This window comes from Ottowia sp. (assembly GCF_035444425.1).
In the GTDB taxonomy this organism is placed as follows: Bacteria; Pseudomonadota; Gammaproteobacteria; order Burkholderiales; family Burkholderiaceae_C; genus Ottowia.
In genome coordinates this window covers 1-15,503 of sequence record NZ_DAOMOQ010000010.1, presented here as the reverse complement: position 1 = coordinate 15,503, position 15,503 = coordinate 1, and the positions used below count along the sequence as shown (strand labels likewise).

The following is a 15,503-nucleotide window of genomic DNA, read 5'->3' as shown; positions in this document are numbered from 1 at the left end:
CGACAACCGAAGAACATTCGGATTCAAAAGCGGAACAATGAAATGTCCTTCGATATCGCACGATGATCGCCATGACCCACCCCGACCTTGCCGTCACCAACGCACCCGCGTCCTTGCCGTTCGCCGCGCTGCACGCGGAAGTGACCGGACAGCCACCGCTGCGCGCCGCCATCACCGCCGCCACGCGCCGGCCTGAAGGCCAGGCGCTGGCGCCGCTGCTCGACGCCGCGCGCCCATCGGCCGAGCAGGCGCGCGCCACGCATGCACTGGCGCATCGACTGGCCGACACGCTGCGCCGGCGCAAGCCGCAGGGTGGCCGCGCCGGCATCGTGCAGGGCTTGCTGCAGGAGTTCGCGCTGTCGTCGCAGGAAGGCGTGGCGCTGATGTGCCTGGCCGAGGCGCTGCTGCGCATTCCCGATGCCGCCACGCGCGACGCGCTGATCCGCGACAAGGTGGCGCATGGCGACTGGCGCGCGCACCTGGGCAGCAGTCCATCGATGTTCGTCAACGCGGCGGCCTGGGGCCTGCTGCTGACCGGCAAGCTGGTGGCCACGCACAGCGAGGCCGGCCTGGGCGCATCGCTCGCCCGCATCATCGGCAAGAGCGGCGAGCCGCTGATCCGCGCCGGGGTGGATCGCGCCATGCGGCTGATGGGCGAGCAGTTCGTGACGGGAGAAACCATCGCCGAGGCGCTGCGGCGCGCCCGCCAGCGCGAGGCCGAGGGCTTCCGCTATTCCTACGACATGCTGGGCGAAGCGGCGCTGACAGCCGATGATGCAGCGCGCTACCTGGCCAGCTACGAGGCCGCCATCCGTGCCATCGGCGGCGTGGCGGACGGACGCGGCGTGATCGGCGGGCCGGGCATCTCGGTCAAGCTGTCGGCGCTGCACCCGCGCTACGCCCGCGCGCAGCGTGGGCGCGTGATGGCCGAGCTGTACCCGCGCCTGTTGCAGCTGGCGACGCTGGCGTGCCAGCACGACATCGGCCTCAACATCGACGCCGAGGAGGCCGACCGGCTGGAGCTGTCGCTCGACCTGCTGGAAAAACTGTGCCACGAGCCCGCGCTGGCCGGCTGGGACGGCATCGGTTTCGTCGTCCAGGCCTACCAGAAGCGCTGCCCGGCGGTGATCGACTGGCTGATCGAGCTGGCGCGCGCGAGCGGCCATCGCCTGATGCTGCGGCTGGTCAAGGGCGCCTACTGGGACAGCGAGATCAAGCGCGCGCAGGTGGAAGGACAGAGCGACTACCCGGTCTACACGCGCAAGGCGCATACCGACGTCAGCTACCTGGCCTGCGCGCGCAAGCTGCTGGCCGCGCCCGATGCCATCTACCCGCAGTTCGCCACCCACAATGCGCACAGCGTGGCCGCCATCGTGCAGATGGCGGGGCCGCAGCGCTACACCGATGGGCAGTACGAGTTCCAGTGCCTGCACGGCATGGGCGAGCCCCTATACGAGCAGCTGGTCAGCGGCGAGGCCGGCGTGCAGCGGCCCTGCCGCATCTACGCCCCGGTCGGCACGCACGAGACGCTGTTGGCCTACCTGGTGCGGCGCCTGCTGGAGAACGGCGCCAACACCTCCTTCGTCAACCGCATCGCCGATGCCGGGCTGCCGATCGACGAGCTGGTCGAGGACCCGGTCGCGCAGGTCGAGCGCGAGCAACCCGTGGGCGCGCCGCACCCGCGCATCCCGTTGCCGGGCGAGCTGTACGGCGCGGCGCGGCGCAACTCGGGCGGCATGGACCTGGCGGACGAAGCGCAGCTCGCGGCGCTGTCGAACGCATTGCGGGCGGCGCATTCCCTGTCGGTCGATCCATTGACTCATTCACCCCCTCTCCCGCTGGCGGGGGAGGGAGCAACCGCCATCCGCAACCCCGCAGACCACGGCGATGTGGTGGGCCGCCTTTGCGAAGCGACCACAGCCGACGTCGACCGTGCACTGGCGGCCGCCGAAGCCGCCGCCCCGGCCTGGGCCGCCACGCCGCCGGCCGATCGCGCCGCCTGCCTGGAGCGCGCGGCCGACACGCTGCAGGCCGACATGCCGCGCCTCATGGGTTTATTGGTGCGCGAGGCAGGCAAGAGCTGGCCCAATGCCATCGCCGAAGTGCGCGAGGCGGTCGACTTCCTGCGCTTCTACGCCGCCCAGGTGCGAGTGCAGTTCGACAACGCCACCCACCTGCCGCTGGGGCCGGTGGCCTGCATCAGCCCGTGGAATTTCCCGCTCGCCATCTTCAGCGGCCAGGTCGCCACCGCGCTGGCGGCCGGCAATGCAGTGCTGGCCAAGCCGGCCGAGCAGACGCCGCTGATCGCGCGCGACGCGGTGCGCGCGCTGCACGATGCGGGCGTGCCGCCCGCCGTCCTGCAACTGCTGGCTGGCGACGGCGAGACGGTGGGCGCTGCCCTGGTCGCCGATGCGCGTGTGCGCGGCGTGCTGTTCACCGGCTCGACCGAGGTCGCGCGCCTGATCCACGCGCAGCTGGCCCGGCGCCTGAACCCCGACGGCCGGCCGGTGCCGCTGATCGCCGAGACCGGTGGCCAGAACGCCATGGTGGTCGATTCCTCTGCCCTGCCCGAGCAGGTGGTGCAGGACGTGATGCAGTCCGCCTTTGACTCGGCCGGCCAGCGCTGCTCGGCGCTGCGCGCGCTGTGCCTGCAGGATGAGGTGGCGGACCGGGTGATGGCGATGCTCAAGGGCGCGCTGGCGGAAAGCGCGCTCGGTGATCCGCGTGCGTTGAGCGTCGACGTCGGCCCGGTGATCGACACCGAGGCGCAGGCCGGCATCCAGCGCCACATCGAGCGCCTGCGCGCCGCAGGCCATGCGGTGCACCAGGCGGCGCGGGTCGATCCGGTGGCGCTGGCGCGCGGCAGCTTCGTGCCGCCGACACTGATCGAGATCGAGCGCATCGACCAGATCGGCCGCGAGGTGTTCGGCCCGGTGCTGCACGTGCTGCGCTGGCGGCGCGAGCAACTCGATGCACTGTTGGCGCAGATCAACGCCACCGGATACGGCCTGACGGGCGGCGTGCACAGCCGCATCGACGAGACCATCGACTGCGTCGCCGCTCGCGTGCAGGCCGGCAACCTCTACGTCAACCGCAACATGGTCGGCGCCGTGGTCGGGGTGCAGCCCTTCGGCGGCGACGGCTTGTCGGGTACCGGGCCCAAGGCGGGCGGGCCGCTCTACCTGCTGCGGCTGCTGGCGCGCAAGCCCCTGGATGCGGCGAAGCGGGCGGTGCAGGCGCTGGGCGGGGCCGAGGCGCTGCCGCCGTCCGCGTACCTGTCGCCGCTGCGCGCGCAGCTGCAGCAATGCATGCGGCGCGAAGGCTGGCCGGAGCTGGCCGACGCCGCCGATCGCCTGTTTGCATCGGCCCCTTCGCTGGCGCCTTGTGTGCTCACCGGCCCCACTGGCGAGCGCAACAGCTACCAGTTGCTGCCGCGCCGTCGCGTGCTGTGCCTGGCGCGGCGCAGCGAGGATCGGCTGCTGCAACTGGCCGCCGTGCTGGCGGTCGATGCGCTGGCCGTCTGGCCGGCCGAGGCGGCGGCCGACTGGGCGCGCCTGCCGGTCGAGCTGCTGACGCGCATCGCCATCGCGCCCGACTGGCGCGCGCCGCAGGCCGACTTCGGCGCCGTGCTGCTGCATGGCGATGCCGAGGAAGCGCTGGCGGTGCAGCAGGTGCTGGCCGCGCGCCCGGGCCCGCTGGTCGGCCTGACGGCGCTGCGGCCCGGCGACACCGAGGTACCGCTGGAGCGCCTGCTGACCGAGCGCTCGGTCAGCGTCAACACGGCGGCGACCGGCGGCAACGCCAGCCTGATGACGATGGCGTGAATCCCCGGTGCACCGGGGTGCAAGCGCGGGGCGGAAGTTGCCCCTCAATTTGTAATGTGAGTGTGCGTTCACACCGTTACGACACCAACATCTCCGGCCGGCATGTAACGTGGATCCAGCGGCAGACTGCGGCTCGTGTTCAACCACCGAAAGGTATTCACACATGAGTCAACGCATTCTGCGCACCGTCCCCATGGCCGTGCTGATGACCACGGCCCTGGCCTGGAACCTGCCGGCCGCGGCGCAAGCAATCGCCAGTCCACCACCGGCGGTCAGCGCCGGTCCGGCGCAAAAGGCGCCGTCCGGCGCCGGTGTCCCCGCTGCCCGCGACGGCGCCAAGGCAGCGGCGGCAACGCCGGCTGCCAAGGATGAGCGCCTGCCGACCGATCTCCAGCCGGCGTTGCCCCCTGGCGCGTCGAACCAGCCTGCTCCAGTCGACGCCGCCTCCGATCGTGTTAGCGCCCAGCCGGTGACGCCGAAACAGTAAGGCAGGCGGTGCGGTGCCGGCCGGCATGCCGCCGACCGGCCCGCATCCGCCGTTCAGGCAAGCCGCGCGCCCAATGGCCGCGGCTTTTTCGTCGGGTGCGTGGCGTCGACCCGACCAGGCCTCAGGCTGCCAGCCCGCGCACCAGTTCGGTGACGCCGGTCCACATGATCTGCACGCCCACGCACAGCAGGATGAAGGCCGACAGGCGCAGGAACACCACCAGCCCGACCTCGCCCAGCGGGCGCAGCAGGCGTCCGGCGTAGCGGTAGGTCAGCGTCACCAGCAGTCCGGTCAGCGCGGTGGCGGCCAGGCCGCCCGAGAAGCTCGCCAGCGAAACCGGCAGATTGCTGCCCTCGTGCAGGCTGGCGCCCACCGTGATGGCGGCGGCAATCGAGCCCGGCCCGCAGGTGAGCGGGAAGGTCATCGGGTAGAAGCCCTGGATGCGCACGTTGTCGGCGGTGAGCGACTGAGCCATCCGGGCCTTGTTCTCGCTCGTCAGATGCTGGGCGTGCAGCAGGCCCCAGGCGGTGGTGGCGACGATCAGGCCGCCGCTGACGCGCACGATCGGCAGCGAGACGCCGAAGAAGTCCAGCACGTAGGAGCCGACCAGCATGGCACCGGCCAGCATCAGGACCACGTTCAGCCCGATGCGCCGCGCCAGTCCGGCGCGCGAGCCACGGTCCAGGCCGCGCGTCAGGTCGACGAACACCGGCGCCGACGCGGGCGGATTGAGGATCGGCAGCACCGCCGCCAGCACGAACAGGAAGGCTTTGCCGAACGAGGCGGCGAGGGGTGCAATGTCCATGGACTGCAAATGTACTCAGGCGCGTGCTAAGCTGATTTGCATTCGCACGCGGCGCTTCGCAAGGAACGCTGCGGCGGCCTTGTTTTCAGGAGATTTCCATGCCCGGACTGCTGCCCCACATCGATCCCGACGGCCTGCTCGAATTCTCGGTCGTCTACACCGACCGCGCGCTCAACCACATGTCCAAGCGCTTCCAGGGCGTGATCAAGGACATCTCGGCCATGCTCAAGGAGGTCTACAACGCCGATGCCACCGCGCTGGTGCCGGGCAGCGGCACCTTCGGCATGGAGTCGGTGGCGCGCCAGTTCGCCAATGACCAGAAGGTGCTGATCCTGCGCAATGGCTTCTTCAGCTACCGCTGGAGCCAGATCCTGGAGATGGGCAGGATCACCGCGCCCGGGAACATCAGCGTGCTGAAGGCGCGCCGCACCGGCGACGGTCCGCAGGCGCCCTGGGCACCGGCGCCGATCGACGAGGTGACGGCAGCAATCGCGCGCGAGCGGCCGGCGGTGGTGTTCGTGCCGCATGTCGAGACCGCCAGCGGCATCATGCTGCCCGACGACTACATGCAGCAGCTCGCCACCGCCACGCACGCGGCTGGCGGCCTGTTCGTGCTCGACTGCATCGCCTCCGGCGCCATGTGGGTCGACATGAAGGCGATCGGTGTCGACGTGCTGGTCAGTGCGCCGCAGAAGGGCTGGAGTTCATCGCCTGCCTGCGCCATGATTGGCCTGTCGGCGCGCGCCCTGCAGGTGATGGAAGGCACGACCAGCAGCAGCTTCGCCTGCGACCTGAAGAAGTGGTATCAGATCATGCAGGCCTACGAAACCGGCAGCCACGCCTACCACGCCACCGTGCCGACCATGGCGCTGCTCAAGCTGCGCGACACCATGCAGGAAACGCGCGCGCGCGGTTTTGCCAAGGTGCGCGAGCAGCAGCTCGAGCTTGGCCGCAAGGTGCGCCAGCTGTTCGAATCGCGCGGTCTGCCCAGCGTCGCCGCCGAGGGCTTCAAGGCGCCGGGTGTGGTGGTCAGCTACACCACCGATCCGGGCATCCAGAGCGGCAAGAAGTTCATCGACGAAGGCCTGCAGACCGCCAGCGGCGTGCCGCTGATGTGCGACGAGCCGGCGGATTTCCGCACCTTCCGTGTCGGTCTGTTCGGGCTCGATAAATGGGCCGACGTCGACCGCAGCGTCGGCCACCTGGCCGCCGCGCTGGACCGCCTCGGCGTCAAGGCGCAAGAGCCCGCCACCGCCTGACGTCTGTGCCGACCGCGCCGGCGCCGCTGCTGGTGCTGACCACGGTCGGCAACCGGGCCGACGCCGACCGGCTGGCGCGCTCGATGGTCGAGCAGCGGCTGGCCGCCTGCGTGCACATCGAGGCCATCGACAGCGTCTACTGCTGGGACGGCCAGTTGCAGCAGGAGGCCGAACTGCGCCTGCTGTTGAAGACCACCGATGCCACCTATCCCGCGCTTGAGGCGGCGCTGCGGCGCGAGCACCCGTACACGCTGCCGGCCATCGTGGCCCTCGCGTGCGCCGGGGCCGAACCCGGGTTCGCGGCCTGGGTGGCGCAGGAATGCGAGGCGGTGGTGCCGTCGAGCGCCAATCCTAGATCAGCAGCGGAATGATCAGCGACGCCAGCACCGCCTGCAGGCTGAGCGCCAGCCCCGCGTAGGCGCCGGCCGTCGCGTTGACCTGGGTTGAGCGCGCGGCGCCGAGCCCGTGGGCGGCGGTGCCGAGCGCGAAGCCGCGCGCCATCCAGCCGATCTCGTCGGTGCCGATGCGCAGCAGCGCGAACAGGCTCTTGCCCGACAGCGCGCCGGCGAGTCCGGTCAGCACCGCGAACACCGCCGCCAGCGCCGGCACGCCGCCGATCTTGTCGGCCACGCCCATGGCCACCGGTGCCGTGATCGACTTCGGCACCAGCGACAGCAGCACGTCGACCGGCATCCCGAACGCCCAGGCCAGGCCGGCGGCCGACAGTGCGGCGGCGCCGCCGCCGGCCAGCGCGGCCAGCACGAAACGCAGCCAGCCGCGCCGCAGCGCCGCGCGCCGCTCCCACAGCGGCCAGGCCATGGCCACCACCGCCGGCCCGAGCAGGAAGTGGATGAACTGGGCGCCGGAGAAATACACCGGGTACGGCGTACCGGTGGCCAGCAGGAACACGGCGATGGCGATGATCGACCACAGCACCGGGTTGGCCAGCGGGTTGTGGTTCAGCCGGTCATAGATCGCCTGCGTGCCGACGTAGACCACCAGCGTCGCCGTCAGGCCGAACAGCGGCGTCGACGACAGGTAGATCCACAGCTCGACGAACTCATCCATCGGCGTTGTCCCGCTGCGGCAGGCCGCGCATCAGCGCGCGCAGCACCAGCGCCGTCACGGCCAGGCAGATCCAGGTCGACAGCACCACCACCACCGCCAGCCGCAGCCCGTATTCCGACAGCACGTTCAGGTGCGTCATTACGCCGACGCCGATCGGCACGAACAGCAACGACAGATGGGTCAGCAGGAACTGTGCCACCGCGCCGACCCGCTCGCGCACCCAGTCGACGCGCAGCGCGGCCAGCAGCAGCACCAGCCCGACCACCGGCCCTGGAAACGGCAGCTTGAGCAGGCGCGCCAGCACCTCGCCGATCGATTGCAGGACCAGCAGGACGGCCAGGCCCTGGAGATGCTGCATCGCCTAGAAGCGTTCGAGCTCGGGGAACGGCAGCCGCCCGCCGCGCACCAGCATCCGACCGTACTCGGCGCAGCGGTTCAGTGTCGGGATCAGCTTGCCGGGGTTCAGCAGGCCCTGCGGATCGAAGGCGCGCTTGAGGCCGAACATCTGCTCGTTCTCCTCGGCCGAGAACTGCGCGCACATCGAGTTGAGCTTCTCGACGCCGACGCCGTGCTCGCCGGTGATAGTGCCGCCCATGGCGACGCTGGTTTCCAGGATCTCGGCGCCGAACAGCTCGCAGCGGCGCAGCTGGTCGGGGTCGTTGGCGTCGAACAGGATCAGCGGGTGTAGGTTGCCATCGCCGGCGTGGAACACGTTGCAGCAGCGCAGCTGGTACTTCTTCTCCATTTCCTGGATCGCCAGCAGGATGTCGGCCAGGCGCTTGCGCGGGATGGTCGAATCCATGCACATGTAGTCGGGGCTGATGCGCCCGCTGGCGGGAAAGGCGTTCTTGCGCCCGCTCCAGAACTTCAGGCGCTCGGCCTCGTCGCGGCTGACGGCGATCTGGGTCGCGCCGGCGGCGCTCAGCACCGCCGACATGCGGCCGATCTCCTCTTCCACCTCTTCCGGCGTGCCGTCGCTCTCGCACAGCAGGATCGCCGCGGCATCCAGGTCGTAGCCGGCGTGGACGAAATCCTCCACCGCCGCCGTCATCGGCTTGTCCATCATCTCCAGACCGGCCGGGATGATGCCGGCCGCGATCACCGCCGCCACCGCGTCGCCGGCCTGCCGCACGTCGGCGAAGCTGGCCATGATGCAGCGCGCAAGGCGTGGCCTGGGCAGCAGCCTGACGGTGACCTCGGTGGTGACGGCCAGCATGCCCTCGCTGCCGTTGATCAGTGCCAGCAGGTCGTAGCCGGGCGCGTCCAGCGCCTCGCTGCCGAACTCGACCGGATCGCCCTCGATGGTGAAGCCCTTCACCTTGAGCACGTTGTGCACCGTCAGGCCGTACTTCAGGCAGTGCACGCCGCCCGAGTTCTCCGCCACGTTGCCGCCGATGGTGCAGGCGATCTGGCTCGACGGATCGGGCGCGTAGTACAGCCCGTGCACGGCGGCAGCCTCGCTGATCGCCAGGTTGCGCACGCCGCACTGCACCTGCGCGGTGCGCGCCAGCGGGTCGATCTCGAGGATCCGGTTGAAGCGGGCGAGCGACAGCGTGACGCCGCGCTCGTGCGGCATGGCGCCGCCCGACAGGCCGGTGCCGGCGCCGCGTGCCACCACCGGCACACCCAGACGGTGGCAGGTTCGCAACACCGACTGAATCTGTTCGTAACTGGACGGCAGCGCCACCACCAGCGGCCGCTGCCGGTAGGCGGTCAGGCCATCGCATTCGTAGGGGGTCGTCTGCTCGGCCGTCCACAGCAGGTTCTCGCCCGGCATGACCGACTGCAAGGCCTTCACCACCGTGCCTTGCAGCTCCTGATGTGATAGCTGAGAAACAGTGGCAGGCGTTGATTCGATGGTGCTGGTGGACATGGGGCTTCAGTGGCGCGGCGGCGTGCGGACACTATAGGTCATTCGCACCGGGTGCCCACGCTGTCACGCGGTTGCCGGATAGCTTGGCGAAAATCGAATGTCTGTCATTGCAGGGAGTCGGTGGGTGCGCCGGATCGATCGGATCGGCGCCGTTGCCGTGCGGTAGGAATGCGTGCTTTGTTTGCTGTCGGTGACCGTTTCGTGCTGGCTGTGCTGTGGAGCCTGGCGGGCTGCGCCGCCATGGCGCAGACGTCCGTACCGGCACCCGCGCTGGTGCAACCGGGAGAGGCCTTGCCGACGCGTTTTGGCATGTGCCAGCGTGAAGTCCGCCACATGCAGGGCGATCGCAAGCAGTTGATGCGTCGCTGCCTGACGCGGCGCCTGGAGGGTGAGCGCATCGTGGAGCGCGACTGCCGCCGGCAGGCGGGCCAGGCCGGCGCCGCACGCCAGCAGGCGCAGCGCGATTGCGTGCGGCAGGCGCTGGCGATGCGTTCGGACGAACTGCCGAAGCGCCCGCCACCGCCGACCGTGGCGCCGGCGGCCGCGGTCGATCAGGTGACGAGCACGGTCAAGTCCGCCTCGTCGCGCCTGCCGGCGGCGGGCGAGAACTGATCGATCGGCCTGGCGCCCGCTGCGGCCGTCGCCCGATCTGAAAGGCAGACGCAAAAAAGCCCGCTGACTGGTCAGCGGGCTTTCTTCCTGGTGACGTGCCGAAAGCCGGCTCAGGCCGCGCTCAGCCAGTACCCCGCGTTGAACGGGCTGCTCATGCGCAGCGCCAGTGGCGAGATGTCGACCAGCTTGTCGGTCGGCAGCTTCTCGCCTGCATCGCCATTCACCTGGGCAACCTCGCCCTGGGCCTCGTTCGCCCGTTCTGCTTGGCCAGCTTGTGCAGAACGGGCTACAGAAAAGAATAGAAACACCTGAACGGTATCTTGCGGTCGCTCCAGTAGTCGGCGGCGTCGCGGAAGATGTCGAGCAGCTGCTCGCGCGCTTCCTTGTCGAACTTGGCGTTGGCGGGGATCTGCTCCAGCACCACGACGAAGCCCGGCTGCGGCCCCGACTTGTGCAGCGGGTCGGTCATGCAGTCGTACAAGGCGTCGAAGTTCTTGCCGAAATGGGCCGGGAACGTGAACTGCTGGGCAATCATCTCCAGCAGTTCCTGCTTGCTCTGCGCCTGCGCCAGATTCGCGTACAGGAAGTGGTGGCCCAGTTCCGCCGCGGCTTCCTGCAGTTCGTGCACGTGAAACGCACGGATGGACTGCACTATGTTGGTGCGCACGCCTTTGAGCGGTATTTCCTGGGGCGGGCGTTGGGCTTGATCCATCTCCGCTGCTTTCTCGGTAGTCGGTGGCTGGTCCGGCGTCGATGCCATCGAGGCGGCCGGTTGAAACTGTTCAAATGCCTTCATTGAACGATCCTCTTGAAACTCGCATAGTGGTCGCTCGTGTACCAGCAGGCATCGGGCGTCGTGGGACGCTTGCCGCCACACACGATGCGCCGGGCGCCGCGGTCACGCGCACCGGGGGTTTCCACGGTGTATTCGCGGTAGTAGCCGCGCCGCTCACGCGGCAACAGGCGTTCCCGGTTGCCGAACACCGAGCCGTCCTTGCCGTAGGGAAATGGACCGCCGTCCAGGATCAGCTGATAGGTTTGCCGACCCTGCCGGGGCAGATCCGTCACCGCAACGGTGGCTTCGCTGGTGCCCCAGGACAGTCCTCGTGCATGAGCCACGCCCACGCCAGACGCGGCTGTTGCCAGCAACGCTACTGCCAAGAGCGACCGGGCAGCATGCGATGCCGCTGTTCGCAACATGAAATACACCTTCCGGAAACCTCCGGGTTAACCCGAAAATTTCAAGGCGCTAGTGTGACGCAAGTGCTCCGAAAAAGCAAGCGATTGCACAAAAAACAGGCAGTCGCCCTGCTGTCAAGCAGGACATTGATCACGGTGTCGTCGTTTCGCCCGACCGCCCGTCAGGGCACGTTGGCGTCGGCCACGGCCAGGGCCGTCATGTTGACCAGGCGCCGCACCGTGGTGCTGGGCGTCAGGATGTGCACTGGCTTGGCCGCGCCCAGCAGGATCGGGCCGATGGCGATGTTGCCGCCGGCGGCCACTTTCAGCAGGTTGTAGGCGATGTTGGCGGCGTCGATGCCGGGCATCACCAGCAAGGTGGCATCGCCGATCAGGGTGCTGTCGGGCATCAGCGCGCGGCGCTGGGCGGCGTCGAGCGCCACGTCGCCGTGCATCTCGCCGTCGACCTCCAGCCAGGGCGCCTGCGCCTGCACCAGCGCCAGCGTCTCGCGCATCTTGAGCGCGCTGGGTTCGTTCGAGGAGCCGAAGTTGGAGTGCGACAGCAGCGCCGCCTTGGGCTTGAAGCCGAAGCGCTTCATCTCCTCGGCCGCCATGATGGTGATGTCCGCCAGCTGCTCGGCGCTGGGGTCGTAGTTGATGTGGGTGTCGACCAGGAACACCTGGCGGCCCGGCAACAGCAGGCCGTTCATGGCGGCGTAGGTGCGTGCGCCGGGCTTCTTACCGATCACCTGGTCGATGTAGTTCAGGTGGTGCTGGGTGCTGCCCCAGGTGCCGCAGATCATGCCGTCGACGTCGCCTGCGCGCAGCAGCATGCAGGCGATCAGCGACAGGCGCCGCCGCATCTCGATCTTGGCGATCGGCACCGTGATGCCCTTGCGCTTGGTCAGCTCGTAGTACTGCTGCCAGAAGCCCCGGTAGCGCTCGTCGCTCTCGACGTTGACGACGTCGTAGTCGACGTTCTCCCGCAGGCGCAGGCCGAACTGCTCGATGCGGCGGGCGATGATGGCCGGACGGCCGACCAGCGTCGGCCGGGCGATGCCCTCGTCGACCACGATCTGGGCCGCGCGCAGCACGCGCTCCTCTTCGCCCTCGGAATAGGCGATGCGTTTGTGCCTGGCGGCGCGGGCAGCATCGATGATCGGCTTCATCATGGTGCCGGAGGCGTAGACGAAGCTCTGCAACTGGTCGCGGTAGGCGTCCATGTCGGCGATCGGGCGCTGCGCCACGCCGCTGGCCGCGGCGGCCTCGGCCACCGCCGGCGCGATCTTGATCATCAGGCGCGGGTCGAACGGCTTCGGGATCAGGTATTCGGACCCGAACGACAGCGAATGTCCGACGTAGGCGCGCGCCACCACCTCGCTCTGCTCGGCCTGCGCCAGCTCGGCGATGGCGTGCACGGCGGCCACCTGCATCTCATGGGTGATGCTGGTGGCGCCGCTGTCCAGCGCGCCACGAAAGATGTAGGGAAAGCACAGGACGTTGTTGACCTGGTTCGGGTAGTCGGTGCGGCCGGTGGCGATCAGGGCGTCGGGGCGCACCGCCTTGACGTCCTCGGGCAGGATCTCGGGGTTGGGATTGGCCAGCGCCAGGATCAGCGGTTTCGGCGCCATGCGCGTCACCATGTCGGGTTTCAGCACGCCGCCGGCCGACAGGCCAAGGAAGATGTCGGCGCCGTCGATCACCTCGCCCAGCGTGCGCTTGTCGGTCGGCTGCGCGTACTGCGCCTTGTCGGCGTCCATCAGCTTGGTGCGGCCCTGGTAGACCAGGCCCTCGATGTCGGTCACCCAGACGTTCTCGCGCGGCACGCCCAGCTTGACGAGCAACCCGGTGCAGGCCAGCGCCGCGGCGCCGGCGCCGGAGACCACCAGCTTGACTTGGTCGATCTGCTTGCCGACCACCTTGAGGCCGTTGACCACCGCCGCCGCCACCACGATCGCGGTGCCGTGCTGGTCGTCGTGGAACACCGGGATCTTCATGCGCTCGCGCAGCTTGCGCTCGACGATGAAGCACTCCGGCGCCTTGATGTCCTCCAGGTTGATGCCGCCGAAGGTCGGCTCCAGCGCGGCGATGATCTCGACCAACTTGTCCGGGTCCTTCTCGTTGATCTCGATGTCGAACACGTCGATGCCCGAGAACTTCTTGAACAGCACCGCCTTGCCTTCCATCACCGGCTTCCCGGCCAGCGCGCCGATGTCGCCCAGGCCGAGCACGGCGGTGCCGTTGGTGATCACGCCCACCAGGTTGCCGCGCGCGGTGTACTTGAAGGCGGCCGCCGGATCCTTGACGATCTCCTCGCACGGCGCCGCCACCCCGGGCGAATAGGCCAGCGCCAGCTCGTGCTGGTTGACCAGCTGCTTGGTGGCCTCGACCGCGATCTTGCCCGGCACCGGGTGCTCGTGGTAGTGCAGTGCGGCGCGGCGCAGTTCGGCACGTTGTTCCTCGCTGGATACGTGCAGAGGGCTGATCATGATGGGTCTCCTGGCGCGGCGGCGGCGCTTGTTGCTTGGCTGTCGAAACGGTCGAACGATTGTAGACAGCCGCCCCTTGGCTCAGCCGCTGCGCGCCACCAGCTCGGCCTGTGCCTGCAGCTCGGTGCGCGCCTGTGCCCGCGCGGCACGCGACCAGAGCTGCTCGTGCAGGAAGAAGGCGAATGCCTGCACGGTCGGCTCCAGCAGGCTGAGCGTCAAGGCCATCAGCGCGTCGCCGGTGACGGCATAAGCGACCGCCGCCGCCACAGTGATGTGCATCACGTAGTAGCTGGCGGTCTTCTTCAGCGTGAACCAGTGTTTGTGGACAAAGCGGGGCATGCATTTTCTCCTGATTGACTTAAATGATAATGGTTCTCATTTAACTTATCCAATTGATTCTTTCTAGCGCGTCGATAGCCGTGCGGCAAGACCGCGCCACGGCGGTCGATCGGGCTCGTCGCAGGCAGCTTGCCCCCGATCCTGTGAAGCATTCGTGTCGGACAAGAGCGCTTCTTCAGCCGCACTGCGCGGTTCTGTCACCCCGCGCGGCTAGCATGTCCAGTTCCGCCGACCTGAAACCGCAAGGAGAACCGAACATGGCCCTGATCGACGTACTGCAGCAGATCATCAACAGCGCCTCGACGCCCGAGCCGCACCAGATCGACCAGATCTCCCGCGAAGCCCCGCGCGACACCCTGCGCAGCGGTGTGTCGGAGGCGCTGCGCTCCAAGGAGACGCCGCAGCTGTCGCGCATCGTCGCCGACCTGTTCGAGAAGGCCTCGCCGCAGGAGCGCGCCGACATCCTCAACACGCTGGTCGAGAAGCTCGGCCCGGGCGCGCTGGCCGGTGTCGCCGGCGGCGCGCTGGCCGGGCACGAGGGCCACGACACGCCGCTGGTGCCGGTGGAAAAGGCCGAACGCATCACGCCCGAGCAGGTGCAGGACGTGGTCACCACCGCCCGCAACGCCGACGAGCCGGGCGTGTTCGAGCGCATGAGCAACTTCTACGCCGAGCACCCGGAACTGGTGAAGACGCTGGGTGCGGGCGCGCTGATGATTGCGCTGGCACGCATGAAGAACAACATGACGCGCTGAGCCGGCCGCCGCCGCGGCCAGCGCCAGGGTCGCGTACAAGCGCGCCCGCGTCGGCGGACCGGACGAGCAGTTGTCCGACAGCCCGGTCCAGCAGGGCCCCCTAGAGTCGGATGCCATCAGCCCCGCCGCTCCGTAGTGGCGGCTGGGCTGCCGGCAAACAAACGACGCAGGAGCCCACGCATGGCGAACAGGAAAGCAAGCACAGAAGAGCGCGGCGCGGCCGCCGACACCGGCCGTCTGATGCTCGACAAGAAGGCGCTGAAGGCGGCCAGGTCGAGCCTCGACGACGGCGCCGTCACGCCGCACAACAACGGCCCCTGGGTGCAGGACATCATCCAGTTGCTGAACGATTCGCTGGCCACCGAACTGGTCTGCGTGCTGCGCTACAAGCGGCACCACTACATGGCCGACGGGCTGGCGTCGCCGGCGATCGCCGCCGAGTTGCTGGTGCACGCGCAGGAAGAGCAGGCGCATGCCGACAGCATCGCGGCGCGCATCGTCCAACTCGGTGGCGAGCCTGACTTCAACCCGGCCACGCTGCTGGAGCGCAGCCACGCCGACTACGACGCCTCGAGCGAACTCAAGGACATGCTGCGCGCCAACCTGATCGCCGAGCGCGTCGCCATCGAGGCCTACAGCCAGATGGTCGACCTGATCGGGGACAAGGACCCGACCACGCGCCGCCTGGTCGAGCAGATCCTGAACGACGAACAGGAGCATGCGGAGGAGATCGCCACCTGGCTGGCGCTGTGAACATGGCGCCGAGGAGGCCATGCCCCGGCTTCACAGTTCTTTACCGATCGCGCGCAGCGG

At 68.9% G+C, this 15,503-nt stretch carries 15 protein-coding genes; 7 read left to right on the top strand and 8 right to left on the bottom strand.

Annotated features, from left to right (window positions below; genetic code table 11):
* The first annotated feature begins 71 nt into the window (after positions 1 to 71).
* Together putA and PK606_RS05885 are read left to right on the top strand one after the other, a co-directional pair.
* Positions 72 to 3,824 carry a trifunctional transcriptional regulator/proline dehydrogenase/L-glutamate gamma-semialdehyde dehydrogenase gene (gene putA, locus PK606_RS05890; RefSeq protein ID WP_324561681.1) on the top strand — a complete coding sequence of 1,251 codons (3,753 nt, stop codon included), beginning with the start codon at positions 72 to 74 and terminating at the stop codon, positions 3,822 to 3,824.
* 163 nt (positions 3,825 to 3,987) lie between these two features.
* A complete protein-coding gene (locus tag PK606_RS05885; protein WP_324561679.1) occupies positions 3,988 to 4,311 on the top strand; it encodes a hypothetical protein in 324 nt (107 codons plus the stop codon).
* A 121-nt stretch (positions 4,312 to 4,432) separates the two neighbouring features.
* On the opposite strand, the gene PK606_RS05880 is transcribed toward PK606_RS05885, so the two are convergent.
* A complete protein-coding gene (locus tag PK606_RS05880; RefSeq protein ID WP_324561677.1) occupies positions 4,433 to 5,116 on the bottom strand; it encodes a MarC family protein in 684 nt (227 codons plus the stop codon).
* 98 nt (positions 5,117 to 5,214) lie between these two features.
* Here PK606_RS05880 and PK606_RS05875 point away from each other — a divergent pair, with 98 nt between their 5' ends.
* Both PK606_RS05875 and cutA read left to right on the top strand, forming a co-directional pair.
* Complete coding sequence (locus PK606_RS05875; RefSeq protein ID WP_324561675.1) at positions 5,215 to 6,375, top strand: aminotransferase class V-fold PLP-dependent enzyme; 1,161 nt, start codon at positions 5,215 to 5,217, stop codon at positions 6,373 to 6,375.
* A gap of 5 nt (positions 6,376 to 6,380) precedes the next feature.
* Positions 6,381 to 6,746 (top strand): divalent-cation tolerance protein CutA, encoded by a 366-nt coding sequence (cutA, locus tag PK606_RS05870; protein ID WP_324561673.1) that lies wholly within the window; start codon positions 6,381 to 6,383, stop codon positions 6,744 to 6,746.
* Here cutA and PK606_RS05865 read toward each other — a convergent pair.
* From PK606_RS05865 to PK606_RS05855, 3 genes are read right to left on the bottom strand one after another with little or no spacing between them, the layout of a single operon-like run.
* Positions 6,727 to 7,443 carry an LrgB family protein gene (locus tag PK606_RS05865; RefSeq protein WP_324561671.1) on the bottom strand — a complete coding sequence of 239 codons (717 nt, stop codon included), beginning with the start codon at positions 7,441 to 7,443 and terminating at the stop codon, positions 6,727 to 6,729. The two genes, cutA and PK606_RS05865, sit on opposite strands and share 20 nt — an antisense overlap.
* Complete coding sequence (locus PK606_RS05860) at positions 7,436 to 7,801, bottom strand: CidA/LrgA family protein (protein WP_324561669.1); 366 nt, start codon at positions 7,799 to 7,801, stop codon at positions 7,436 to 7,438. The genes PK606_RS05865 and PK606_RS05860 overlap by 8 nt, the downstream gene beginning before the upstream one ends.
* Before the next feature lie 3 nt (positions 7,802 to 7,804).
* On the bottom strand, positions 7,805 to 9,220 hold the full coding sequence (locus PK606_RS05855) for an FAD-linked oxidase C-terminal domain-containing protein (protein ID WP_502920792.1): 1,416 nt from the start codon (positions 9,218 to 9,220) through the stop codon (positions 7,805 to 7,807).
* 273 nt (positions 9,221 to 9,493) lie between these two features.
* Between PK606_RS05855 and PK606_RS05850 the strand changes: the two genes are divergently transcribed.
* Complete coding sequence (locus PK606_RS05850; protein WP_324561665.1) at positions 9,494 to 9,928, top strand: hypothetical protein; 435 nt, start codon at positions 9,494 to 9,496, stop codon at positions 9,926 to 9,928.
* Between the two features lie 286 nt (positions 9,929 to 10,214).
* On the opposite strand, the gene PK606_RS05845 is transcribed toward PK606_RS05850, so the two are convergent.
* From PK606_RS05845 to PK606_RS05830, 4 genes are all read right to left on the bottom strand, one after another.
* On the bottom strand, positions 10,215 to 10,640 hold the full coding sequence (locus PK606_RS05845; protein ID WP_324561663.1) for a barstar family protein: 426 nt from the start codon (positions 10,638 to 10,640) through the stop codon (positions 10,215 to 10,217).
* A gap of 80 nt (positions 10,641 to 10,720) precedes the next feature.
* The gene (locus tag PK606_RS05840) at positions 10,721 to 11,128 is read right to left on the bottom strand and encodes a guanyl-specific ribonuclease (protein ID WP_324561661.1); all 408 of its coding nucleotides are present in this window, start codon (positions 11,126 to 11,128) and stop codon (positions 10,721 to 10,723) included.
* A gap of 161 nt (positions 11,129 to 11,289) precedes the next feature.
* Complete coding sequence (locus PK606_RS05835) at positions 11,290 to 13,596, bottom strand: NADP-dependent malic enzyme (protein ID WP_324561658.1); 2,307 nt, start codon at positions 13,594 to 13,596, stop codon at positions 11,290 to 11,292.
* A gap of 81 nt (positions 13,597 to 13,677) precedes the next feature.
* On the bottom strand, positions 13,678 to 13,935 hold the full coding sequence (locus PK606_RS05830; protein ID WP_324561657.1) for a DUF2061 domain-containing protein: 258 nt from the start codon (positions 13,933 to 13,935) through the stop codon (positions 13,678 to 13,680).
* 257 nt (positions 13,936 to 14,192) lie between these two features.
* Between PK606_RS05830 and PK606_RS05825 the strand changes: the two genes are divergently transcribed.
* Together PK606_RS05825 and PK606_RS05820 are read left to right on the top strand one after the other, a co-directional pair.
* On the top strand, positions 14,193 to 14,690 hold the full coding sequence (locus PK606_RS05825) for a hypothetical protein (protein WP_324561655.1): 498 nt from the start codon (positions 14,193 to 14,195) through the stop codon (positions 14,688 to 14,690).
* 180 nt (positions 14,691 to 14,870) lie between these two features.
* Positions 14,871 to 15,443, top strand: coding sequence for a ferritin-like domain-containing protein (locus tag PK606_RS05820; protein WP_502920790.1), 573 nt, complete (start codon positions 14,871 to 14,873; stop codon positions 15,441 to 15,443).
* Positions 15,444 to 15,503 lie beyond the last annotated feature (60 nt).